Raw genomic sequence first — 22,612 nt, 5'->3', positions numbered from 1 at the left:
GAGCAATCACTTCAACCCACCCACAAACTTCTCGAACAGATAGAAGCTGTCCTGCGGCCCCGGGCTCGCCTCGGGGTGATATTGCACGCTGAACGCCTGCTTGCCCATGATCGCGATGCCGCAGTTCGATCCGTCGAACAGGCTCTTGTGCGTCTCGACCACGCCTGCGGGCAGTGTCGCGGCGTCCACTGCGAAGCCGTGGTTCATACTGGTGATCTCGACCACGCCGTCCGCAAAATCGCCGCCGACGCGCTGCACCGGATGGTTCGCGCCGCGGTGGCCCTGGTGCATCTTGATGGTCTTGGCCCCCGCCGCGATGGCGAGCATCTGGTGGCCGAGGCAGATGCCGAAGATCGGCACACCCCGCTCGAGCAGCCCCTGGATCACCGGCACCGCATATTCGCCGGTCGCCGCGGGGTCGCCGGGGCCATTCGACAGGAACACGCCCGCGGGCTGGTGGCTCAGCACGTCGTCGAGTGTCGCGGTCGCGGGGACCACGGTGACGCGCGCGCCGGCCTTCACGAGGTTACGGAAGATATTGTCCTTCGCGCCATAATCGATCGCGACGACATGAGGTCTGCTATCCCCCTCCCGCTCGCGGGATTGGTTAGGGGTGGGCATGTTCTCAGATATCGGTGCAGACGTTGGCCGACCGCCGGCTCCTCCCGCATGCAGGAGGGGAGGAGCATACCCCTTGCCCAGCGTCCAAGTCCCCGCATCCCAATCACCCGTATCCGTGCGGCTGACCTCCTTCGCCAGGTCCATGCCCTCCAGCCCCGGCCAACCGCGCGCCATCGCCAGCAGCGCGTCGATGTCGAATTTGCCGTCGGGGCTGTGCGCGATCACGCCATTGGGGGCGCCCGCATCGCGGATGCGGCGGGTCAGCGCGCGCGTGTCGATGCCGGCCAGCCCGATCAGGCCCTGTTCGGCCATCCATTCGGGCAGCGTCTGGACGCTGCGGAAATTGCTCGGCGCGGTCGGCAGTTCGCGGGTGATGCAGCCGATGGCCGCCCGTGCGCTGCGTTCGATATCCTCGGGATTCGCGCCGACATTGCCGATGTGCGGAAAGGTGAAGGTAATGATCTGCCCGGCATAGCTCGGGTCGGTCAGTATCTCCTGATATCCGGTCATCGCGGTGTTGAAACAGATTTCGCCGACACCCGCCCCGGCGGTGCCATAGCCCACGCCCCACAGGACCGTGCCATCGGCAAGAACGAGGACGCCGGTCGCTCCAGAAGGCGCGGCGGATGGATTGGCTGGTGCCATTTAAACTGCTCCGGACGGGGGGCTAAACGGCCGACCAAGTAGGCGGCAAAAAAGTGATTCACAAGCTATCGGATTTGGAATCTTCCCGCTAGAGAGGCTCTTTCCGAAATTTGCAGCACATGGGGACACGCATGATTCGCGATGACATCAAGGCTGCGCAGGTTGCCGCGATGAAGGCCGGCGACAAGGCGCGTTTGGGCACCATCCGGCTGATGCTGGCCAAGATCAAGGACCGCGACATCGAACTCAGGACCGGCACGGCGCCGGCCGACGACGATGTGCTCGTCACCGACGTCCTCCAGAAGATGGTCAAGCAGCGCCGCGAATCGATCGCCATGTACGAACAGGGCGGCCGCCAGGAACTTGCCGACACCGAAGCGGCCGAGGTCGTGGTTATCGAGGATTTCCTGCCCGCCCAGCTTTCCGAAGCCGACGCCACCGCCGCAATCCGCGCGATCGTCGCCGAACTCGGCGCGACCAGCGTCAAGGACATGGGCAAGGTGATGGCGGCGGTGAAAGACCGCCACGGCAGCCAGCTCGACATGAGCAAGGCAAGCGGATGGGTGAAGGCGGCGCTGAGTTAAACCTCAAACACGGCCTTTTTCTCCGTTCGTCCCGAGCGTAGTCGACGGACGTTCTACCTTGCGCCACGCCAACGTGTCTCGACTTCGCTCGGGACGAACGGTTATGTGGCGGTATGGTGTTCTGGACCTACATGCTGCGCTGCTCCGACGGTCGCTATTACACGGGACACACCGATAATTTGGAACGCCGCATCGCTGAGCATCAACATGGCGGATTTTGCGATTTTACCTCGCGACGGAAGCCCGTGACTCTGGCTTGGTTGCAAGATTTTGCGACGCGCGTCGAAGCGCTGGAGGCAGAACGGCGCATCAAGCCTTGGTCGCGAGCCAAGAAGGAAGCGCTGATCCGCGGCGACTGGGCTATGGTGGGGCATTTCGCCAAACCGCCTAAAGAACGTCCTCCCCTGCCGGCTTCTGCCGAGACACACTCTCCCACTCCGTTCGCCCCGAGCGAAGTCGAGGGACGTGAGGCCGGGCGCAAACGTGTCTCGACTTCGCTCGACACGAACGGGATTGGGATGATGGCTCGCCAAGTGAGGGGAGAAGAATGACCCTCACCCCGCAATGGCTGGACGAATTGCGCTCGCGGATCACGCTGTCGACCCTGATCGGGCGGACGGTGAAGATCACGCGCGCGGGGCGCGAGTATAAGGCCTGTTGCCCTTTCCATAACGAAAAGACCCCCAGTTTCACGATCAACGACGAAAAGGGCTTCTACCACTGCTTCGGCTGCTCGGCGCATGGCGATGCGATCCGCTGGATGACCGACCAGCGCGGCCTGTCGTTCATGGACGCGGTCAAGGAACTCGCTGCCGAGGTCGGCATGGAAGTCCCCGCCCCCGACGCGCGCGCCGCGAAAAAGGCAGAGGAGCAGGCGAGTCTGCGCGACGTGGTGCAGGGCGCGGCCGACTGGTTCGCGCAGCAGCTTGAAAGCACCAACGGCGCCCCAGCGCGCGACTATCTGGCGAGGCGCGGCATTTCCGACTCCACCCGCCGCGCCTTTGCCTTCGGCCTCGCACCCGACAGTCGCAGCGCGCTGAAAGAGGCGCTCAAGAAATTCCCCACCGCGATGCTGGTCGAGTCCGGCATGCTCATCGCGGTCGACGACAAGGAACCCTATGACCGGTTCCGCGGCCGGCTGATGATCCCGATCCGCGATGCACGCGGGCGCGTGATCGCGTTCGGCGGCCGGATCCTGGGCGACGGCGAGCCCAAATATCTGAACTCGCCCGATACGCCTCTCTTCGACAAGGGGCGCACGCTCTTCAATCTCGACAAGGCAAGCCCCGCCTCGCGGCAGACGAACCGGGTGATCGTCGTCGAAGGCTACATGGACGTCATCGCGCTTGCCGAGGCGGGGATCGCCGACGCCGTCGCGCCGCTCGGCACCGCGCTGACCGAGAACCAGCTAGGCATGCTGTGGCGGATGGTACCGGTGCCGCTGCTCTGCTTCGACGGCGACAATGCCGGGCAAAAGGCCGCGATGCGCGCGGCAACGCGGGCACTGCCACTGCTCCGCCCGGGCTTCAGCCTTGCCTTCGCGACCCTGCCTGCGGGGCAGGATCCGGACGATCTTGTCCGCGCCAAGGGCGCCGCAGGCTTTGCCGCCATCCTCGACGAAGCGCAGCCGCTCGTCGAACGGCTGTGGGCGCATGAGGTTGCGGCGGGGCCGCTCACCACCCCCGAAGAGCGCGCGGCGCTCAAGACGCGGCTGCTCGCCCATGCCGACGCGATCCAGGATGCCGACGTGCGGCACCATTATCGCGAAGCGTTTCGCGAGCGGCTCGACGCGCTGTTCGCGCGCCCGCGCGCCGAGCGTGGCGGGCGCGTGCCCTGGGCGCCGCAGGCATCACGCGGGGGCGGGCGCCGCTTCGCGCCCGACCCGCGCCTGCAACCTCCGGCCGACGAGACGCGTTCCATCGGCAAGGCCGGAATCGCGGCGCCGCTCGCCGCGGCGTTGCTCGGCGGACTGCTCCGCTATCCGCAGGCGATCGCCCGCAATGAAGAGGCGCTCATACGGCTCGCTGTGCCCGATTCTGCCGACGCCGAACTGCTCCGCGCAATACTTGACAGCGCGGCAGCGCAAGAAGGGCTTGATACCGAGGGGTTGCTTGCCATATTGGAGCCGATGAAAGTGTATAATAGGGCGACGACATTGCTCAGAGCCGACGGAATGCACTTCTCATTCAATCGAAGGCTCGAAGGCGAAGAGGTGGAAGCGGCTCGGGAAATCGCGCTGCGTGACCTTGACGAATATATCGGCGTGCTCGTGACGCAGCCCGAAATCCGCGCTCGGCTTGCCGAGGCGACCGCGGACTATATGCGCACGATGGACGACGAGGGCCATGCCCGACAGCAAAAGCTGCGCGCGATGGATGAGGAACTGACCCGCCGCCTGGCCGCGCTGTCCGACAGCAGCCAGAGCTGACATATATTGCCCCAAGGCAGGAACGACTGAAGCATATGGCCACCAAGAACACCGAAGCCGACACCGACGCGCCGCTGATCGACCTCAACGAGGCCGACGTCAAAAAGCTGATCGCGCGCGGCAAGAAGCGCGGCTACCTGACCTACGACGAGCTCAACGAAGCCCTGCCGCAGGATCAGATGTCTTCGGAGCAGATCGAGGATATCATGTCGGCAATCTCCGACATGGGCATCAACATCGTCGAAAGCGATGAGGATGTGCAGGAAGAAGCCGAACAGGAAAGCGATGACGATATCGACGTCAGCGCCAACACCGGTTCGGTGTCCAATCCCGCGATCGAAAAGAAGAAGGAAACGGTCGATCGCACCGACGACCCGGTGCGCATGTACCTGCGCGAAATGGGCGCGGTCGAGCTTTTGAGCCGCGAAGGTGAAATCGCGATCGCGAAGCGCATCGAGGCGGGCCGCGACACGATGATCCTCGGCCTGTGCGAAAGCCCGCTGACCTTCAACGCGATCATCGAATGGTCGAACGCGCTCAACAACGGCGACATGCAACTGCGCGAGATCGTCGATCTCGAAGCGATGCTGTCAAAGGATCCGGCGCCCGAAAACCTTGATGACGAGGGCGAAGGCGACGACGGCGAAATCAGCGAAAAGACCGCCGGCGTCTCGTTCAAGGACGAGGACGAGGTCGAGGAAGAACCTTCGGCCGACGGCGATGACGAGGACGGCGAAGGCTCGTCGGGCAAGCGCGAAAGCTTTGAGGAAGACGACGAGGACAACACGCTGAGCCTCGCCGCGATGGAAGAATTGCTCAAGCCCGACGCTCTCGAGAAATTCGCCAATATCACCAAGAGCTTCAAGGCGTTCCAGAAGCTTCAGGACGCCCGGCTTGAGGCGCTGTCGACGGCGGGCGACTTCCCCGACGCGCAGGAAAAAAAATATCACAAGCTGCGCGAGGAACTTACCGCGCAGGTCGAAAGCGTGCAGTTCCACGGTACCAAGATCGAATATCTGGTCGACCAGCTTTACAGCTACAACCGGCGCCTGACTGCGCTCGGCGGCCAGATGCTGCGTCTTGCCGAACGCCACAAGGTGCCGCGCAAGGCCTTCCTCGACCATTATGTCGGGCGCGAGCTCGAAGAAAACTGGCTCGACGAAGTCGGCAAGCTCGACAAGAAATGGGCGGCATTCGCCGAGAATGAGGGCGCGGCGGTCGACCGCATCCGGACCGAGATTTCGGAAATCGCCCAGGCGGCGGGTATGAGCCTGCCCGAGTTCCGCCGCGTCGTGAACATGGTCCAGAAGGGGGAGCGCGAAGCGCGCATCGCCAAGAAGGAAATGGTCGAGGCGAACCTGCGTCTCGTGATCTCGATCGCGAAGAAATACACCAACCGCGGCCTGCAGTTCCTCGACCTCATTCAGGAAGGCAATATCGGGCTGATGAAGGCGGTCGACAAATTCGAATACCGCCGCGGCTACAAGTTCAGCACCTATGCGACCTGGTGGATCCGGCAGGCGATCACCCGCTCGATCGCCGACCAGGCGCGCACGATCCGCATCCCGGTCCACATGATCGAGACGATCAACAAGCTGGTGCGCTGCAGCCGTCAGTTCCTCCACGAAAGCGGCCGCGAGCCGACGCCGGAGGAAATGGCCGAGCGTCTGTCGATGCCGCTCGAAAAGGTCCGCAAGGTGATGAAGATCGCCAAGGAGCCGATCAGCCTCGAAACGCCGATCGGCGACGAGGAAGACAGCCACCTCGGCGATTTCATCGAGGACAAGAACGCGGTCATCCCGGTCGACGCCGCAGTGCAGTCGAACCTCAAGGAGACGGTTACGCGAGTTTTGGCCTCGCTTACGCCGCGCGAGGAGCGTGTTCTCCGCATGCGCTTCGGCATCGGCATGAACACCGACCATACCCTAGAAGAGGTCGGCCAGCAGTTCAGCGTGACGCGCGAACGTATCCGCCAGATCGAGGCGAAGGCGCTGCGCAAGCTCAAGCATCCGAGCCGCAGCCGCAAGATGCGCAGCTTCCTCGACCAATAGGTCGATCCGTACCGAAAAATCAGACACCCCGCCCCAACCGGCGGGGTGTTTTGCTTCGGCCTCGGCGTGACATTTTTGCTGCACCGCACAAAAATCTGGCACAGCATCTTAAAATTTTCATCTTTCCCAACCAGATGAGACGCCGTTGGCGTATCGCTTCAGCCTCGGTTCAGGCGATCACGCCGATTGGCACATTGTCCCGATTGATGGGAATAATTTCAACAAATACGGGCGTATTCCTCGAGCAGGGATGCAAAAAAGCCCGGAAAATGGAGAGAATGACCAATTGGCACGCCCATTGCTTAGTCATGGGCAGGAGCGGCCTCCCCACCGCCGCCAAGAGGAAAGACCGAACGATGGCAAACGAAAACCAGAATATCTTCTCCCGCCAGGACACCTTCTTCGGCATCTGCGAAGCGGTGGGCCAGGATTTCGGCTTCAACCCCCTGTATCTGCGTCTCGCGTTCGTCGCACCGCTCTTCTTCTTCCCGGTGCAGACCTTCGCGGCCTATTTCGGCCTCGGCCTGATCGTGCTCGCGTCGCGCTTCTTCTTCCCGTCGCAGCGCGCTGCCGATACGGCCGACGCCCCGGCGCTCACCGAAGCGGCGCCGGCAGCCAAGGCCGAAAAGGCCGAGGAACTCGCGCTCGCCGCCTGATTCGAACCGGGGCCGGCTCTCCCTCTCCCTTGCACCGGCCCCGCCCATGTTGCGGCGCTCCACTTGACCGCAACAGCGCAGGGACCGGCAGCTTAACCCGCTGCCGGTCCCTTTGCGCGTCGAACCGAGGCCCGCTGTGCAGGAGTGGGACAGAAGCGCCTGAAATCGCTCGCCCCTCATAAACGCGACGTTTACGACGTTCGGCTAATGCTGATCCCTGATTTGCAACGGCGCCGGTCGCAAGAGCCGCCGCAACAGACGAGGATGCAGCCTTGAGCCAGTCGCCCCAGCCCCAGGCCCAGCCGCGCGGCATTGCCGAACTGCTCGACACGCTCGTCGCGAGCGAGGGAACGGGCGCGCACGGCCATGTCAAATCGGGTGCGCTGTCGAGCGGCCCCGACGCGATGCGCAACCTTGCCGACGCGGTCCATTTTCTCTGCCTGCTCCACGGCCGCTATCCTGGCATCGTCGACAGCGCGGCGCGCAAGGCGGTCGATGCGGCATCGCGCAAATGGATGGACGAAACCGCGCAAGCCTTTGCGCAGGAACGCGCCTTCCTGTCGAAAATCGCGGCCGCGGTCGGTCCGGTGCCGAGCACGCAAGGCCAAGCCCAGTGCGAGGCGGCGGTCGCCGCGCAGCGCAAGGCGCTCGACATGCTCGCTGAATCCGATCGCAATGGTTGCGCGATTGGCGCGGCGATCGCGCTGACACTCGATTGGCGGACGATCCGCGTCCTGCTCGACATCAGTGCCCAGCGGCTTGACATGAAAGTCCCACGCTGCACCCTGCCCGACCTGCGCGAAACCGCTCGTCTTGCCAATGCCGTCGCCGAAACACCGGCGGTCGAGCGCGCGATGGCCTTTGGCGCGCAGCAGCTCATCGCACAGCACACCGGCCTGTGGGATCTGATGGCCGCCCGCGCCGCCAGCCGCACGCACGCCTGACCGGGAACGTCCACGCCGCGGCAGCCGTGGCGACGCTCCGCTTGCACCCTTCCCTCGCGCTCGCTATGCCCATCCCGGTTGACGTTCACGTTAAGGGAAAGGGCGAGCCGCCATGCGCTTCGAAGGAACCAGCGCCTATATTGCAACCGACGACCTGAAGGTCGCGGTCAATGCCGCGACGATGCTGCGCCGCCCGTTGCTCGTGAAGGGCGAACCCGGCACCGGCAAGACCGTGCTGGCCGAGGAAGTCGCCAAGGCGTTCGGTGCGCCGCTGATCACCTGGAACATCAAATCGACGACCAAGGCGCAGCAGGGCCTCTATGAATATGACGCGGTTGCGCGTCTGCGCGACGGACAGCTCGGCGAAGAGCGCGTCCACGACATCCGCAACTATATCAAAAAGGGCAAGCTGTGGGAGGCGTTCACCTCCGAACAGCTTCCGGTGCTGCTGATCGACGAGATCGACAAGGCCGATATCGAATTTCCGAACGATCTGCTTCAGGAACTCGATCGCATGGCGTTCCACGTTTATGAAACCAACGAAACGGTGACCGCGCGCGAACGCCCGATTGTCGTCATCACCTCCAACAATGAAAAGGAACTGCCCGACGCCTTCCTGCGCCGCTGTTTTTTCCACTACATCAAATTCCCCGACCGCGACACGATGGCCGAAATCGTCGAGGTCCACTTCCCCGGCATCCAGAAAACGCTGGTCAGCCGCGCGATGGACATCTTCTACGACGTGCGCGACGTGCCCGGGCTCAAGAAAAAGCCCTCGACCAGCGAGCTCATCGACTGGCTGAAGCTGCTGCTCGCCGAGGACATGCCGCTCGAGGTGCTGCAGAACCGCGACGTCGGCAAAGCGATTCCGCCGCTGCACGGCGCGCTGCTCAAGAATGAACAGGATGTGATGCTGTTCGAAAAGCTTGCCTTCATGGCGCGCCGGCAGGGTAGCTGAGCCAGCCTCGCTCGCAAAGACCGCCGTTACAGCTGGTAGGCAACCTCGACGTCGCCCCAGCGGCGACCGTTGATGACCGCGGGCATATAGACGTTGCGCACCGTCACATAGTTGGTGCCGTCGCCTTCCTGGCGATACACCGACATGAAGAAGGGCGCGCTGCTGCGCTTTGCCGCCGCGTCTACATCGTCGAACAGGATGCGGCCGTTGCGACAATGCGCGGTGTCATGTTCCAGATCGCCCGTCGGCGCGCGCGAACATTCGGTGATATGCGTCGGCAGAAAGCCGTTCATGTCGCCCGCCGACGACATCTTGATTTCGGGATGCTGCGCCACGGTGCGGTCGAACAGTGGCCGCCAATGGGCGTCGGCCCAGTCGCAAAGGCTGGTACGGAAGCGTTCGGGGTTCGATCCCGGCACGCGCACATAATTGGTGTCGAACAATTGCTCCATCGTCAGCTCGCCGCGCGCGAGCGCTGCTTCGGCCAGGCCGACGAATTCGTCGCGGACCGACGCAGCCAGATCGACGATCGCGCTGTCCTGGGGGCTGACGCCGGCGGAAATCACCGCGTTGAACATGCGGTTCGACACATTTTCCATCGTCAGGATCGAATCGCGCGTCCTGTTCAGCGTCGCGCCATTGTCGCGCACCGATCCGACGACGCGGTCGAGCGCCTCGCGTACCTTGGCGCCATTGGCGTGAACCATCGCGCTCGATTGCGCGATACGGTCGCTCTGATCATCGAGCAGCGCGACGAGATGCGTCGCGTCGTGCAGCGCATCGGTGATCGTCTCGAACTGCGCCTCCGCCCGCCCCGACTGCTCGACCCCCGACTGGATTTCGGTGACGAGACCGGCGGCTTCGGTCGACAGGCTGCCGATCGAACGGCGGATTTCATCGGTTGCGCTGCGCGTATTCTGCGCCAGCTTCTTCACCTCGGCGGCGACGACGGCAAAGGTGCGGCCGGCATCGCCCGCACGCTCGGCCTCGATCGCGGCGTTAAGCGCGAGCATGTTGGTGGTCTTGGCAATCTGCTCGATCGACTGGCTGACCTGCTGCACCTGCTCCATCACCGACGCGAAATTGGTGACATGCGTGCCCAGCCGCGCGACCAGATCGATGACCGAGCGGAATTCGGTGACGGCGCTGTTGACGCGCTCGGCCCCGGCGTCGAGCTGTTCGCACGCGCGCGCCGACAACAGCTTCGCCTCGTCGGTCGAATCGGCAATCTGGCGCTGGTCGGCCTCCAGGCTGACGACATAATCCTCCAGCCGGCCCAGCTCCGAAATCTGGCGCTGCATCTGGTCGGTGGCGCGCTGGATCTGGCCCGCGGCATCGCTGCAGCCGACGGCAAGCTCGCCGCAGTCGCTGGCAACCGACTGGTCGAGATTCTGCGCGGCGGAACTGATCGGTTCGAATTTCATTGGCGCACCCACTTCTGACTCCGGGCGAACCTTGGCGCACATTGGTTAACGCCGCGTCAATGCTTGGTCGGGACCAGTTCGATCAAAGCCTTGCTTCGAGTTGGGCCAGCAGCGCCTGCACCGGCCGCGCCGCTTCGTCGGCGGTCCATCCCGCCTCGATCCGCGCGATACGGTCGAACAGGCGCTCGCTCGCCGCGACGATCCTCTGGAGATTATCGTCAAAATGCGCGCACAGCGCATGGTCGGCAGGAACTGGCGCGCCGATGTGCGCTGCGCTGTCCTCGGGACCGGCGCCGGGGTCGCCCGCGAACATGGCGCGGCGGTGGAGCAGCCAGGCGATGATGTGCATCAGCCGCGTTGTCGTCTTCAGCGATTCGCACGCCAGCCCGACCTGCAGGATCGGATCGCGCGCCACCGCCTCGAAATCGCGATGCGCGCGGAAGGCGGCATGCGCCTCGTCGGCGAGCAGCATCGCCTCGACATAGAGATTTTCGACCTGCGCGCGCTGCACCGGCTGCGTCGCCATGCCGTTCCGGATCGGTCCCCTGAACATCGGCATCGAATGCCACGCCACGCAGCGCCGCCGCAAGGACGCTAACCATGAATTTAGGGAGCGTCCCGTTTTGAATCAGGCGATTATGTCGGGCAGCAACTGATCCTCGCACCAGCTGATCTCGTCGCGCAGCTTGAGCTTGCGCTTCTTCATCCGGGCAAGCTGGAGCTGATCGGGAACCGTCGCGTCGCCCAGTGCGATGATCGCGGCGTCGAGATCACGATGCTCGAGCCGAAGCAGTTCCAGGCGCTGGGCGATTTCTTCCGCGTTCACGCCGCTTCCCTGCCACGATCACGGCCCGTCCGCAACGGGGACCATCTGGCCGAAACGCGACCATCCGGGCGGGACAAGCGGGTCGAATCATGTTTTACTCGGAGCTGCCAACCGAGTCGAAAAGGAGAATGGCCTATGAGCAGCTCGCACCTTTCCGCCCTGAAGTCCCGCCACGCGGACCTCGACGCGAAAATTGCGAATGAAGAGCGCCGCCCCGCACCGGACATGGCCTTGCTGGCGCAAATGAAGAAGCAGAAACTCAAGATCAAGGAAGAGCTGCTCGCCGAAACCTGAGGCGAGCAGAGCGCTATCGCCCGCTGATGCCTTTCGACGCGAAACGCATCAGCGTCGGCGGTAGAGCGAAGCCTTCTTGTCAAGCGCCGAAATATAGGCCGGGACGTCCATCTTCTGAACCACCTGCCGCCGCACCGCGTGCGGATCGATCGGTCGCTCGAAAGCCACCCCGAATTTGCCTTCGCCCACCCAGACGACATGCCCCGGCACAAAGCCGATATTGCGCAGTTCGATCTCGGCCGTTGCGCCTTGCGCGAGCCTTGGCACGACGGCCTCGGCCAGCATGCCACCCGCCGACAGGTTGCGCACACGCACCGTTACGGGCCTGGACTGACCCGGAAATAAAAGATTGGCCTGCATGAACAGGCTGTCGCGGTCGGCGCTGCGCGACAGCGAAGCGACCTCTTCGTCCAGCGTTGATGGTATGCGCGATTCCATGGCGACCCGTTCCCCGAATTGCGTTCGGAGCGACCCTAGGGCCCGGTACTTTACCGAATCGTAAACAGCGGCGCTTCTGTCCCGATTGGGATCAGTCTTCGCGCGAGATCCGCTCGTTGCGTTCGTGGCGTTCCTGCGCTTCCAGCGTCATCGTCGCGATCGGACGCGCTTGCAGGCGGGCGAGCGAAATCGGTTCGCCCGTCACCGCGCAATAGCCATATTCGCCCTCGTCGATGCGGCGCAGCGCCGAATCGATCTTCGCGATCAGCTTGCGCTGACGGTCGCGCGTCCGCAGCTCGATCGCCCAGTCGGTCTCGCTCGATGCACGGTCGGCAAGATCGGGTTCGCGCAGCGGACCGTCCTGCAAATGGGCCAGCGTCGATTCGGATTCGGTGAGGATCGACTTCTTCCAGGCGAGCAGCAGGTTACGGAAATATTCCTGCTGCCGCTCGTTCATGAACGGCTCGTCGTCGCTGGGAACATAATCCGAATCGAGATTGGACTTGGCTTCGCGGAGAGCGTCGGCGCCTACTTCGGCAACATTGGTCGGCATGAGGAGCGTCCAAGTCCTTTCCTGATCGCCTGGCTCGCCGAGCTTGGCGAACCAAGGATTGCGCCGGGCCTATAACCAGCCCTCCGATGCGATACAAGCGCGAAGCGGACCGCTTGCCCGCGCGCGGCTGAAGCGGTGCTGAACCGGCCCGGCGGAGGCGCACTCACGACAAGCCGCGCCCCAGCTCTCTCGACCGCCGCATGCCGCTGCAAATTAACCGGTTGAGGCCATTTGGCGTGAAACACGTATTGTTTTGGGACAGTTACGCGCATTTCGGTTGATTTCGCATATCAATTCCCGCTGTCGGACAATCAAACGCGGTTAACGCAATTGCCGCGTTCACAAAGCTTTGGCCTTTTGGCGCTAGCGAAGGCGCGCACGGGTGTCGGTCAATGACATGGGGCGCACCTGCAACGGGAAAGAGAGAGTAACCTATGTCTGTCCGAATGGCCCTCGCCAAGCTTTGTGCCTGCACCTGCGGCGGCGCGATCATCGGTAGCGGCGCGATGCAGATCGCCGACGTACCGGCTGCGGCTGCGCAGGTCCAGAAATCGGGCTCCTGTTGCAAGAAGGTCGTGCGCAAGCGCCACGTGGCGAGAAAGCCCGTCAAGCGCGTCCGCCGCGTCGTCACGACCAAGCGCGTGATCCGTACCGTGACCCCGCAGCAGCAGGTCGTCACCCAGACGATCCCCCTGCCCCCCATCCCCTATGCCCCCTTCCCGCCGCGCGGCGAAGGCTTTGGCGGCGGCAGCAGCGGCGGCGGCGTGACCGTTATCGGCGGCGGCTTTGGCGGCGGCTTCGGCGGCGGCTTCTTCGGCGGTTTCTTCGGCGGCAGCTCGGGTGGCAGCAGCGGCAGCGTGGTCGTCACCTCGACCACCACCGGCGGCCTCAGCTCGACTACCAGCAGCACCTCGGGCGGCGTTTCGACCTCGACGGGCGGGGTGAGCACCTCGACCTCGACCGGCGGCGTTTCAACCTCCACGGGCGGCATCAGCTCGACCACGTCGACGGGCGGCGTCAGCACCTCCACCGGCGGCGTTTCGACCTCGACCGGTGGCGTCAGCACCTCGACGGGCGGCGTATCGACCTCCACGGGCGGCGTGAGCACCTCGACCGGCGGCGTTTCAACCTCATCGGGCAATGTCAGCTCCTCTTCGTCGAGCAGCAGCTCGTCGTCGAGTTCCTCGTCCTCCTCTTCTTCCTCGTCGTCGAGCTCGTCGTCGTCGGGCGGTGGCAGCTCACACGGCAGCTCTGGTTGGGGCAGTTCGTCGAAAGGCGGCTCCTCGCATGGCAGCTCTGGCTGGGGCAGCTCGTCGAAAGGCGGAAGCTCGTCGCACGGCGGGTCTTCGTCGCACGGCGGAAGCTCGGGCAGCTCGGGCGGTTCGGGCAGCAGCAGTTCCTCAAGCTCGTCGTCGAGCAGCAGTTCGTCGAGCGGCGCGACCTCGTCGGGCGCGACCGGTGGCAGCAGCAGTTTCGGCGGATCGAGCAGCAGCTCGTCGTCGTCATCCTCGTCGAGCAGCAGCTCGTCGAGCTCATCCTCCTCGTCCAGTTCCGGCGGCAGCACGAGCAGCGGATCATCCGGTGATCCAACCCCTGTTCCTGCGCCTCCGATGATGCTATTGTTCGGTGCAGCAGCAGCCGCGCTCGTTGCGCGCCGCCGCGCCGCGAATCGCAACGGCGACGAAGCTGACGCGGCCTAACGGATCCACTGGAGGTCATGGGGGGGGAGACCCAGACCACCTTCTGGGGGCCACTCTTAGGGGTGGCCCCCTTTTTTGCGTCCTGATGATATCCGCGCAGGGTTGCGCCGCGAAGGCAGCAACGCCATAGCGCGGCGATGCACGATATCCGCCTGATCCGGGAAAACCCGCAAGCTTTCGACGCCGGCCTCGCGCGCCGCGGCTTCGAACCCATGTCCGCGACGATCCTCGCCGCCGACGCCGAATTGCGTGCGCTCCAGACCGCGATCCAGGCATCGCTGGCGCGCCGCAACGAAGCGTCGAAACTGATCGGCCAGGCGATGGCAAAGGGCGACAAGGATCGTGCCGAATCGCTCAAGAGCGAGGTCGCCGCGCTCAAGGAAAAGCTCCCGGCAGAGGAACAGGCCGAACGCGACCGGCTGGCCGCGTTGCAAGACATATTGGCGGCGCTGCCCAACCTGCCGGCCGACGACGTCCCCGATGGCCTCGACGAAGAGGGTAATGTCGAAATCGCGCGTTGGGGAACCCCGCGCAGCTTCGATTTCCAGCCGCGCGAACATGCCGATTTCGGTCCCGCGCTGGGGCTGGATTTTGAGACCGCGGCCAAGATGTCGGGCGCGCGCTTCGCCTTTCTGAAAGGGCAGATGGCGCGGCTCGAACGCGCGCTCGGCCAGTTCATGCTCGACATGCAAACGGGTGAGCCGGGCTATGTCGAATGCGCAACGCCGCTGATGGTGCGCGACGAGGCGGCGTTCGGGACCACGCAACTGCCCAAATTCCGCGAGGACCTGTTCCAGACCACCGACGGCCGCTGGCTGATCTCGACCTCCGAGATGAGCCTGACCAATGCGGTGCGCGAAGAGATTCTGCCCGAGGCCGACCTGCCTGTCCGCATGACCGCGCTCACGCCCTGCTTCCGGTCGGAGGCCGGATCGGCGGGGCGCGACACGCGCGGCTATATCCGCCAGCACCAGTTCTGGAAGGTCGAGCTTGTCTCGATCGTCCGGCCCGAGGATTCGGACGCCGAACTCGAACGCAAGACGCGCTATGCCGAAGCGGTGCTCGAAGCGCTCGACCTGCCCTATCGCAAGATGCTGCTATGTGCGGGCGACATGGGATTCTCCGCGCGCAAGACCTATGACCTCGAAGTATGGCTGCCGGGACAGGGGGCCTATCGCGAGATTTCGAGCTGCTCGAACTGCGGCGATTTCCAGGCGCGCCGGATGAACGCCCGCTTCCGCCGCGACGACGCCAAGGCGAATGAATTCGTCCATACGCTCAATGGTTCGGGGCTTGCTGTGGGCCGCACGCTTGTCGCCATCCTGGAAAATTATCAGCAGGCAGACGGCAGCGTCGATGTTCCGCCCGCACTCTTGCCCTATATGGGCGGGATCACGCGGCTGGTGCCCTGATCCGCCATTGCGAGCGCAGCGAAGCAATCTCCAGCCTTCGACCAAGCGCAAATATTCCGCTGGAGATTGCTTCGTCGCTGCGCTCCTCGCAATGACATAAAGTCTGGAAAAGCCATGCGCATCCTTCTGACCAACGACGACGGTTATCACGCCCCCGGCATGGCCGTGCTCGAAGCGATCGCGCGCCAGCTTTCCGACGACATCTGGGTCTGCGCCCCGGCAGAGGAGCAGTCGGGCGCCGGCCACTCGCTCACCCTCTCGCGCCCGGTGCGCGTGCGCGAGCATGGCGAACGGCGCTGGTCGTGCACCGGCACCCCGACCGATTCGGTGATGATCGCGATGGGCAAGCTGATGCCTGAAAAGCCCGACCTGATCCTCTCGGGCGTCAATCGCGGCGCGAACCTTGGCGACGACATCACCTATTCGGGCACCGTTTCGGCGGCGATCGAGGGTGCGCTGGCCGGCATCCCCGCCATCGCGCTGAGCCAGGTCTATGCGCGCGAAGGCATGGGTGACGCCGTGCCGTTCGAGGCGGCCGAGGCATGGGGCGCCAAGGTGCTGCGCCCGCTCGTCGCCATGGCGATGACGCCGCGAACGCTGATCAACGTCAATTTCCCCGCCATCCCCGCCGAAGCGGTGAAGGGCATCCGCGTCGTGCGGCAGGGCTTCCACGATTACAGCCGCGGCTCGATCGTCGAGGGCACCGACCCGCGCGGGTATCGCTATTACTGGTTCGGGCTGCACGGGATCGAACATTCGCCCGGCCACGACACCGACCTCGAGGCGATCGACGACGGCTATATCGCAGTGACGCCGCTGCAACTCGACCTCACCCACGACGCCTCGCTCGCCGCGCTGCGCGGCGCCTATGCCGTGCGATTGGCGTCGGATTAACCATAGTAGATTTCCCGGCGCGGCTCTGCCAGAGGACCGCGGTGGGGAAAATTCATCATTATATCGGCGCGTTGACCGGCGCCCTCGCCTTGTCGGCCTGTATTCCGGCCACCACCGCTCCGGCTCCGCGTGCGGCTGCACCGACGCAGCAGGCCCGAGCTTCCGACTTCGAGCGCGGTTCACTTGGCGAGGTTGTCGGCGGCGACGCGCGCCCGACCTGGGCGCTTCAGCGCGTCGCGGCCAACGCCCGCGATATTGCCGCCTCGACCTATGTTGTGCGTCCCGGCGACACGCTGCGCGCGATCGGCGCGATGACCGGCGCGGGGTCCGAGGGCATCGCGATGGAGAATGACCTTGCGCCGCCCTATACGCTGCACCCGGGGCAACAATTGCGGATTCCGGCGGGTCGCTACCACCGCGTCGCCGCGGGCGAGACCGGCATCGGCATCGCTCTTGCCTATGGCGTCGATTGGGGCGAGGTGGTGACGATCAACGCGCTTGCCGAGCCCTATATCCTGCGCGTCGGTCAGCGCTTGCGCCTGCCTGCTTCGGCCCGGCCGCTGACCCCTGAGCAGGTCGATGTCGCCGCGCGCGCCGCCGCCTTCCGTCTCGACATCGACGATATCATGACCGGCAGCCAGCCCGCGCTCGCCGCCAGAACGCGCCCCGCCGCCGCCAGCGCCGCGCCGCGCGCGCCCGTCACCACCGCCATCGCGCCGCCCGCCGCCTTTTCGGGCCGTTTCCAATGGCCGCTGCAGGGCAAGCTGATCGCACGTTTCGGTCCGCTTGCACCCGGCAAGGTCAATGACGGGATCAACATCGCCGCCGCGCGCGGGACGCCGATCCATGCCGCGGCGGCCGGGGTCGTCGCCTATGCCGGCGATCAGATTGCGGTCTATGGCGGCCTGATCCTCATCGATCATGGCGGCGGCTGGATGAGCGCTTATGGCCATGCGGCCAAGATCGACGTCCAGCGCGGACAGGCGGTCAAGGCGGGCGAGGTGATCGGCCTCGCCGGCGCCACCGGGCAGGTGCAATCGCCGCAACTCCATTTCCAGCTCCGCAAGAATCGGATACCCGTCGATCCGATGAAGCAGTTGCCGCCGCGATGAGCCGTCGTCCGTCCGACCGACTGAAGCTCCAGCACCGGTTTCAACCGCTGCGCCGCGCGAGCAAATGGCCCGTCTGGGCGGATGTCACCGCGCGGCTCGGCCTCGCCTTCTTGCTGATCGCCTTCGTCGTCCTCGTGCACTGGATCGATCGCGCCGGACTGAAGGACAGCCACGACGGCCACATCAGCTTCCTCGACGTCGTCTATTTCACGATGATTTCTGTCACGACCACCGGGTTCGGCGATATTGCGCCGGTATCGGACCGCTCGCGCCTGATCGAGGCGCTGATCGTGACCCCGATCCGCATCGCCGTGCTCTTCATCTTCGTCGGCACGGCCTATAGTTTCGTCATCAAACGCACATGGGAAAAATGGCGCATGGCTCGCATCCAGGCAAAACTCACCGATCACATCGTCGTTCTGGGCTTCGGCGTCAGCGGCGGCGAGGCGGTTCACGAACTGATCGCGCGCGGCACCGATCCCGCTTGCATTGTCGTCATCGATCCGTCGCACCAGCGCATCAATGCCGCCGAAGCGATGGGTTGCAACGTGCTGGAGGGTGACGCGTCGAGCGACGAAACCTTGCTTGATGTGCGGATCGCCCAGGCCCGCTCGGTGCTGGTATCGGCGGGACGCGACGACACCTCGATCCTGATTGTCCTGACCGTCCGCCATCTTGCACCGCAGGTACCGATCAGCGTCGTCATCCGGACCCAGGACAATGAATTGCTCGCGCGCCAGGCCGGCGCGAACGACGTCATTAACCCGGTCAGCTTCACTGGACTGCTGCTCGCCGGATCGGCGCAGGGTGCGCACATCGCCGACTATATGGCCGACCTGGCCTCGGTATCGGGCAAGGTGCAGCTCAACGAACGTCCGGTGCACCCCGAAGAAATCGGCAAGAGCATCGACGAACTTGCCAGCGGCGGCCGCGGCCTGCGCATCTATCGCGGCGGTCAGCCGATCGGTTTCTGGGAAGCGGGCGCAAAATCCCTGCAGAGCGGCGACATATTGGTCGAAGTCATCCCGTGCGAGGCGTGCGAAGCCGATTAGGCTTTAAGCCCAAGCAGCCGGCGCGTGACAAGGGCGCAAAAATCGCCTATGCGCGCGGCCGATCATGACAATCAAGACCCTCCCCGCCCAGCCGAAAGTTGGCATGGTTTCGCTCGGCTGTCCGAAGGCACTCGTCGACAGCGAACGGATTCTGACCAAATTGCGCGCCGACGGCTATGGCCTGTCGCCCGATTACGCCGGCGCCGACGTCGTGCTCGTCAACACCTGCGGCTTCCTCGACAGCGCGAAGGAGGAAAGCCTGGAGGCGATCGGCGAAGCGATGGCGGAGAATGGCCGCGTCATCGTCACCGGCTGCATGGGCAACGAGGCGGAGGTCATTCGCGCGCGTTTCCCCAACGTCCTCGCGGTCACCGGTGCGCATCAATATGAACAGGTTGTCGATGCGGTCCACGAGGCGGCGCCCCCGACGCAGGGGCCATTCGTTGATTTGATCCCCGAAGGCGGGCTGAAGCTCACCCCGCGCCACTACAGCTATTTGAAGATCAGCGAAGGCTGCAACCACAGTTGCGCCTTCTGCATCATCCCCGATCTGCGCGGCAAGCTCGTCAGCCGCCGCATCGACGCGGTGCTGCGCGAGGCCGAAAAGCTCGTCGCGGCGGGGACGAAGGAGTTGCTGGTGATCAGCCAGGACACCTCGGCCTATGGCGTCGACATCCGGCACCAGCCGCGCGAATGGAAAGGCCATGAGGTGCGTGCGCACATGACCGACCTCACGCGCGAGCTCGGTCAGTTAAAGACCGGCGAAGGTCGCGCGCCGTGGGTACGGCTCCACTATGTTTATCCCTATCCGCACGTCGATGCGGTGATCCCGCTGATGGCCGAGGGGCTGTTGACGCCTTATCTGGACATCCCCTTCCAGCACGCGAGCCCGAAGATTCTGAAGGCGATGAAGCGCCCGGCGAACGAAGCCAAGGTGCTCGAACGGCTGAAGGCATGGCGCGCGATCGCACCCGACATCGCGATCCGTTCGAGCTTCGTCGTCGGCTTCCCCGGCGAAACCGAAGAGGATTTCCAGTATCTCCTCGACTGGCTCGACGAGGCCCAGCTCGACCGCGTCGGCGCCTTCCGCTTCGAACCCGTCGCGGGCGCGCAGGCTAACGCCCTGCCCGGTCCGGTCCCCGAAGAGGTCAAGGAAGAACGCTATCAGCGGATCATGTCGAAGACCGCAGCGATCAGCGCCGCAAAGCTTGAAGCCAAGGTCGGCCGCACGCTTGCCGTCATCATCGACGAAGTGGGCGAAGCCGACGAAGAAGGCAGCATCGGCGCCACCGGCCGCAGCCAGGCCGACGCCCCCGAAATCGACGGGCATGTCTATCTGCGCGACGTCGCCGCGACGCTGAAAGCCGGCGACATCGTCGATGTGGTGGTCGAAGATGCCGACGAGCACGACCTGTTCGGGGTCATCGCAGGCTGATCACCCTCTTCCTGATGCGCACAAATTGTTGGAACGGCTTTCGCCGATCGATGTTATCTGACAGATAACGATCGGGAATGGGGCCATGCACGCGATCAAGGGGCTGATTGTTGCATCATGTCTGGCGGCTACGCTCGCCGGCTGCGACCCTGCGAAGGGCGGCGACGAAGCGCCGCCGCACGCCACCGACACGGCGCCCAGCCCGTCGCAGACGTCGCTGATAGCGGTTCCGGTCAATGCCGACATCGCACCACTGAAACGCGAACTCGAACGCGCGATTCCAAAGACGCTGTGGACGATCAACCGGCGCGAAAAGGCCTGCGTCGAACCGCAGCGCGTGAAGCTGTTCGGCAAGAAGGTAAAGGTGACGCCGGCGATCCCCTGCACCATCGTCGGGCGGGTCACGCGCGGCGCACTGCGTATGCGGGGCGAAGGAAACGAGATCGTCGTCGATGTGCCCCTGAATGCGCGGATCAGCGCGCGCGATGTCGGCGGTGTGCTGAAGGGCGAAACCGCGACCGGATCGGCGATGGTGCATGCGCGCGTCCGCGTCGATCTGACCAGCGACTGGCGGATGCAGGGCAAGGCGCGGATCAGCTATGGCTGGACCAATCCGCCGGGCATCGACTTTCTGGGCCAGCGTATCACCTTCACCGACGAAGCCGACGAAAAGCTCCGTCCGGTGATCCGCGACGTCGAGCGCGAAGTGAATCGCGAGATCGCCCGCATCAACATCCGCGCCCAGGCGGCCGACATCTGGCGCCAGGCGTTTACGACAATCGAGCTCAACCGCGAAAATCCCCCGGTGTGGATGCGGGTCACGCCGCAGCGGATCCTCTTCGGCGGGTTCCGCGTCAACGGGCTGCGGCTCGACCTCAATCTCGGGGTCGAGGCGGTGACCGAAAGCTTCGTGTCGAACCGGCCGCAGAATCCGGCGCCGACGCCGCTGCCGCAGCTGGTGCGCGAAATGCCCAAGCCCCATTTCGACGTGCGCGTGCCGGTGATCGCCGATTATGCGCAGCTCGAACCCGTGATCGCGCGGTCGCTCGCCAAACGATCGCTGCGGCCGTTCGACCTGCCCGCCGTCGGCCCCGTCGATGCCCGCTTTGGCAAGCTCGCCGTCTATGGCGCTCCCGACCACAAGATCGCGGTAGGCATCGACATGGACGTGCTACCGGTCGGCGCGAAGCAAGCGCCCACCCGCGGCCGCGTCTGGCTGACCGCGCGTCCGGTGAACAAGCCCGGATCGGCCGAGGTTCGCTTCACCGATCTGCACGTCAAGGGCGACACCAACGGGATCAAGGGCGACATCTTCGTGCTGTTGGCACAGCAACCCGATTTCGCGCCGATGATCGCCGACGCGCTGACCCAGAATTTCACCCGCGATCTCACCGAACTCGAAGCCAAGATCCGCCGCGCGATCGACCAGCGGCGCGAAGGCGACTTCGTCATCCGGACCCGCATCGACAATTTCGAAACCGGCGAGATCAAGGCGTATGGCAACGGCCTCTACCTCCCCGTCCGCATGGTCGGGGCGGCGAGCATCGACTATCGCCCGGCAAAATGATCAGAACAGGCGCGTAAGCGAATAGAAGAGTGCTGCAACGATCGCACTCGCCGGGATGGTGATGAACCAGGCGACGACGACGTTGCTCGCCACGCCCCAGCGCACTGCACTGGCGCGGCGCGCGACACCGGCGCCGATGATGCTGCCGGTGATCGTATGGGTCGTCGACACCGGGATGCCGAGCAGGCTGGCGGTGAACACCATGATCGACCCGCCGGTCGAGGCGGCAAAGCCCTGATGCTGCGACAATTTGGTGATGCGGCCGCCCATCGTCTCGATAATCTTCCACCCGCCCGACAAGGTACCGAGACCGATCGCGATATAGCAGCTGATTGCCACCCAGTGCGGCACATGGAAATCGCCGGTCAGATAGCCGGTCGAATAAAGCAGCACTGTGATGACGCCCATCGTCTTCTGCGCATCGTTGAGCCCGTGGCTGAGCGAATAGGCGGCCGACGAAACGAGATGCAGGCGGCGGAACGTGACCTCGGCGAATTTCGCGGTCGAACGCCGGAACGCCCAGCTGCTGAGCAGCATCACGAGCATCGAGAGCAGCATGCCGAGGAGCGGCGACAAGAAGATCGCGATGACCGTCTTGTTGAGCCCCGACCACTGGATGCCCTCGAATCCCGAATGAGCGATGCCCGCGCCGACGATGCCGCCGACGAGCGCATGGCTCGACGAGGACGGGATGCCCTTCAGCCAAGTGACGACATTCCAGAACATCGCGCCGACCAAGGCGCCGAACACCACCGCGGGCGTGACCAGATCCTTGTCGATCAGCCCCGCGCCGATCGTTTCTGCCACCTTGTGCAATTGCGGAAAAGCGAGGCTCAGGAAATAGGCCGCGAAGTTGAAGAAGGCGGCGAACATCACCGCCTGCACGGGCTTCAGCAGCCGCGTCGCGACAACGGTCGCAATGCTGTTTGCGGCGTCGTGCAGGCCGTTCAGAAAGTCGAACGCCAGCGCGAGGAGGACCAGCCCGACGAGAAGAGGAAATGCCAGTTCGTGCATGAGC

22 protein-coding genes are annotated in these 22,612 nt (G+C 64.4%); 14 read left to right on the top strand and 8 right to left on the bottom strand.

The genetic code is table 11. The annotated features are described in order from the left end of the window. Positions 1-6 precede the first annotated feature (6 nt). Positions 7-1,266: a glutamine-hydrolyzing carbamoyl-phosphate synthase small subunit gene (carA, locus tag AOA14_RS12700; protein ID WP_062902080.1), complete on the bottom strand. Its 1,260-nt coding sequence runs from the start codon at positions 1,264-1,266 to the stop codon at positions 7-9. Positions 1,267-1,397: 131 nt separating this feature from the next. Here carA and AOA14_RS12695 point away from each other — a divergent pair, with 131 nt between their 5' ends. The 7 genes from AOA14_RS12695 to AOA14_RS12670 all read left to right on the top strand — a co-directional run bounded on the left by AOA14_RS12695 (position 1,398) and on the right by AOA14_RS12670 (position 8,887). After that, on the top strand, positions 1,398-1,850 hold the full coding sequence (locus tag AOA14_RS12695) for a GatB/YqeY domain-containing protein (protein ID WP_062902079.1): 453 nt from the start codon (positions 1,398-1,400) through the stop codon (positions 1,848-1,850). A 113-nt stretch (positions 1,851-1,963) separates the two neighbouring features. Beyond that, positions 1,964-2,401, top strand: coding sequence for a GIY-YIG nuclease family protein (locus tag AOA14_RS19325; protein WP_082819919.1), 438 nt, complete (start codon positions 1,964-1,966; stop codon positions 2,399-2,401). After that, entirely contained in the window at positions 2,398-4,278 is a 1,881-nt protein-coding gene (dnaG, locus tag AOA14_RS12690; RefSeq protein ID WP_062902078.1) for a DNA primase, read from the top strand. The genes AOA14_RS19325 and dnaG overlap by 4 nt, the downstream gene beginning before the upstream one ends. A gap of 35 nt (positions 4,279-4,313) precedes the next feature. Then, entirely contained in the window at positions 4,314-6,329 is a 2,016-nt protein-coding gene (rpoD, locus tag AOA14_RS12685; RefSeq protein ID WP_058813480.1) for an RNA polymerase sigma factor RpoD, read from the top strand. A gap of 356 nt (positions 6,330-6,685) precedes the next feature. After that, on the top strand, positions 6,686-6,985 hold the full coding sequence (locus AOA14_RS12680; protein ID WP_062902077.1) for a PspC domain-containing protein: 300 nt from the start codon (positions 6,686-6,688) through the stop codon (positions 6,983-6,985). Positions 6,986-7,257: 272 nt separating this feature from the next. After that, entirely contained in the window at positions 7,258-7,929 is a 672-nt protein-coding gene (locus AOA14_RS12675) for a DUF6975 family protein (protein ID WP_062902076.1), read from the top strand. Between the two features lie 112 nt (positions 7,930-8,041). Then, on the top strand, positions 8,042-8,887 hold the full coding sequence (locus AOA14_RS12670) for an AAA family ATPase (RefSeq protein ID WP_003047362.1): 846 nt from the start codon (positions 8,042-8,044) through the stop codon (positions 8,885-8,887). A gap of 26 nt (positions 8,888-8,913) precedes the next feature. Here AOA14_RS12670 and AOA14_RS12665 read toward each other — a convergent pair whose 3' ends face one another. The 3 genes from AOA14_RS12665 to AOA14_RS12655 all read right to left on the bottom strand — a co-directional run bounded on the left by AOA14_RS12665 (position 8,914) and on the right by AOA14_RS12655 (position 11,137). Beyond that, a complete protein-coding gene (locus AOA14_RS12665) occupies positions 8,914-10,311 on the bottom strand; it encodes a methyl-accepting chemotaxis protein (protein WP_062902075.1) in 1,398 nt (465 codons plus the stop codon). An 82-nt stretch (positions 10,312-10,393) separates the two neighbouring features. Beyond that, complete coding sequence (locus AOA14_RS12660; protein WP_238929651.1) at positions 10,394-10,864, bottom strand: DUF1465 family protein; 471 nt, start codon at positions 10,862-10,864, stop codon at positions 10,394-10,396. A gap of 75 nt (positions 10,865-10,939) precedes the next feature. Then, positions 10,940-11,137, bottom strand: a complete 198-nt coding sequence (locus AOA14_RS12655) for a YdcH family protein (protein WP_062902073.1) — start codon at positions 11,135-11,137, stop codon at positions 10,940-10,942. A gap of 135 nt (positions 11,138-11,272) precedes the next feature. Between AOA14_RS12655 and AOA14_RS19320 the strand changes: the two genes are divergently transcribed. Beyond that, complete coding sequence (locus AOA14_RS19320) at positions 11,273-11,431, top strand: YdcH family protein (RefSeq protein WP_003047371.1); 159 nt, start codon at positions 11,273-11,275, stop codon at positions 11,429-11,431. A gap of 48 nt (positions 11,432-11,479) precedes the next feature. Here the strand turns inward: AOA14_RS19320 and AOA14_RS12650 are convergent, their stop codons facing one another. The 3 genes from AOA14_RS12650 to AOA14_RS19825 form a co-directional block, all read right to left on the bottom strand. After that, a complete protein-coding gene (locus tag AOA14_RS12650; protein ID WP_062902072.1) occupies positions 11,480-11,869 on the bottom strand; it encodes a PilZ domain-containing protein in 390 nt (129 codons plus the stop codon). Positions 11,870-11,960: 91 nt separating this feature from the next. Beyond that, positions 11,961-12,422 (bottom strand): RNA polymerase-binding protein DksA, encoded by a 462-nt coding sequence (gene dksA, locus AOA14_RS12645; RefSeq protein WP_003047377.1) that lies wholly within the window; start codon positions 12,420-12,422, stop codon positions 11,961-11,963. Positions 12,423-13,128: 706 nt separating this feature from the next. Next, positions 13,129-13,986, bottom strand: a complete 858-nt coding sequence (locus tag AOA14_RS19825) for a ribosomal eL19 family protein (RefSeq protein ID WP_062902071.1) — start codon at positions 13,984-13,986, stop codon at positions 13,129-13,131. 273 nt (positions 13,987-14,259) lie between these two features. Here AOA14_RS19825 and serS point away from each other — a divergent pair, with 273 nt between their 5' ends. The 6 genes from serS (at position 14,260) to AOA14_RS12610 (ending at position 21,594) form a co-directional block, all read left to right on the top strand. Next, positions 14,260-15,534, top strand: coding sequence for a serine--tRNA ligase (gene serS / locus AOA14_RS12635; RefSeq protein WP_062902070.1), 1,275 nt, complete (start codon positions 14,260-14,262; stop codon positions 15,532-15,534). Positions 15,535-15,648: 114 nt separating this feature from the next. Then, positions 15,649-16,428 (top strand): 5'/3'-nucleotidase SurE, encoded by a 780-nt coding sequence (gene surE / locus AOA14_RS12630; RefSeq protein ID WP_062902069.1) that lies wholly within the window; start codon positions 15,649-15,651, stop codon positions 16,426-16,428. Positions 16,429-16,469: 41 nt separating this feature from the next. Then, positions 16,470-17,540: a M23 family metallopeptidase gene (locus AOA14_RS12625; protein WP_062902068.1), complete on the top strand. Its 1,071-nt coding sequence runs from the start codon at positions 16,470-16,472 to the stop codon at positions 17,538-17,540. Continuing rightward, complete coding sequence (locus AOA14_RS12620; RefSeq protein ID WP_062902067.1) at positions 17,537-18,592, top strand: potassium channel family protein; 1,056 nt, start codon at positions 17,537-17,539, stop codon at positions 18,590-18,592. The genes AOA14_RS12625 and AOA14_RS12620 overlap by 4 nt, the downstream gene beginning before the upstream one ends. A 64-nt stretch (positions 18,593-18,656) precedes the next feature. Beyond that, positions 18,657-20,027: a 30S ribosomal protein S12 methylthiotransferase RimO gene (gene rimO / locus AOA14_RS12615; protein WP_062902066.1), complete on the top strand. Its 1,371-nt coding sequence runs from the start codon at positions 18,657-18,659 to the stop codon at positions 20,025-20,027. An 85-nt stretch (positions 20,028-20,112) separates the two neighbouring features. Next, positions 20,113-21,594 (top strand): DUF4403 family protein, encoded by a 1,482-nt coding sequence (locus tag AOA14_RS12610; protein WP_062902065.1) that lies wholly within the window; start codon positions 20,113-20,115, stop codon positions 21,592-21,594. On the opposite strand, the gene AOA14_RS12605 is transcribed toward AOA14_RS12610, so the two are convergent. After that, positions 21,595-22,608: an inorganic phosphate transporter gene (locus tag AOA14_RS12605; RefSeq protein ID WP_062902064.1), complete on the bottom strand. Its 1,014-nt coding sequence runs from the start codon at positions 22,606-22,608 to the stop codon at positions 21,595-21,597. Positions 22,609-22,612: the final 4 nt, after the last annotated feature.

Source organism: Sphingopyxis terrae subsp. terrae NBRC 15098 (assembly GCF_001610975.1).
Classification (GTDB): Bacteria; Pseudomonadota; Alphaproteobacteria; order Sphingomonadales; family Sphingomonadaceae; genus Sphingopyxis; species Sphingopyxis terrae_A.
This window is presented reverse-complemented; position numbering and strand designations above follow the sequence as displayed.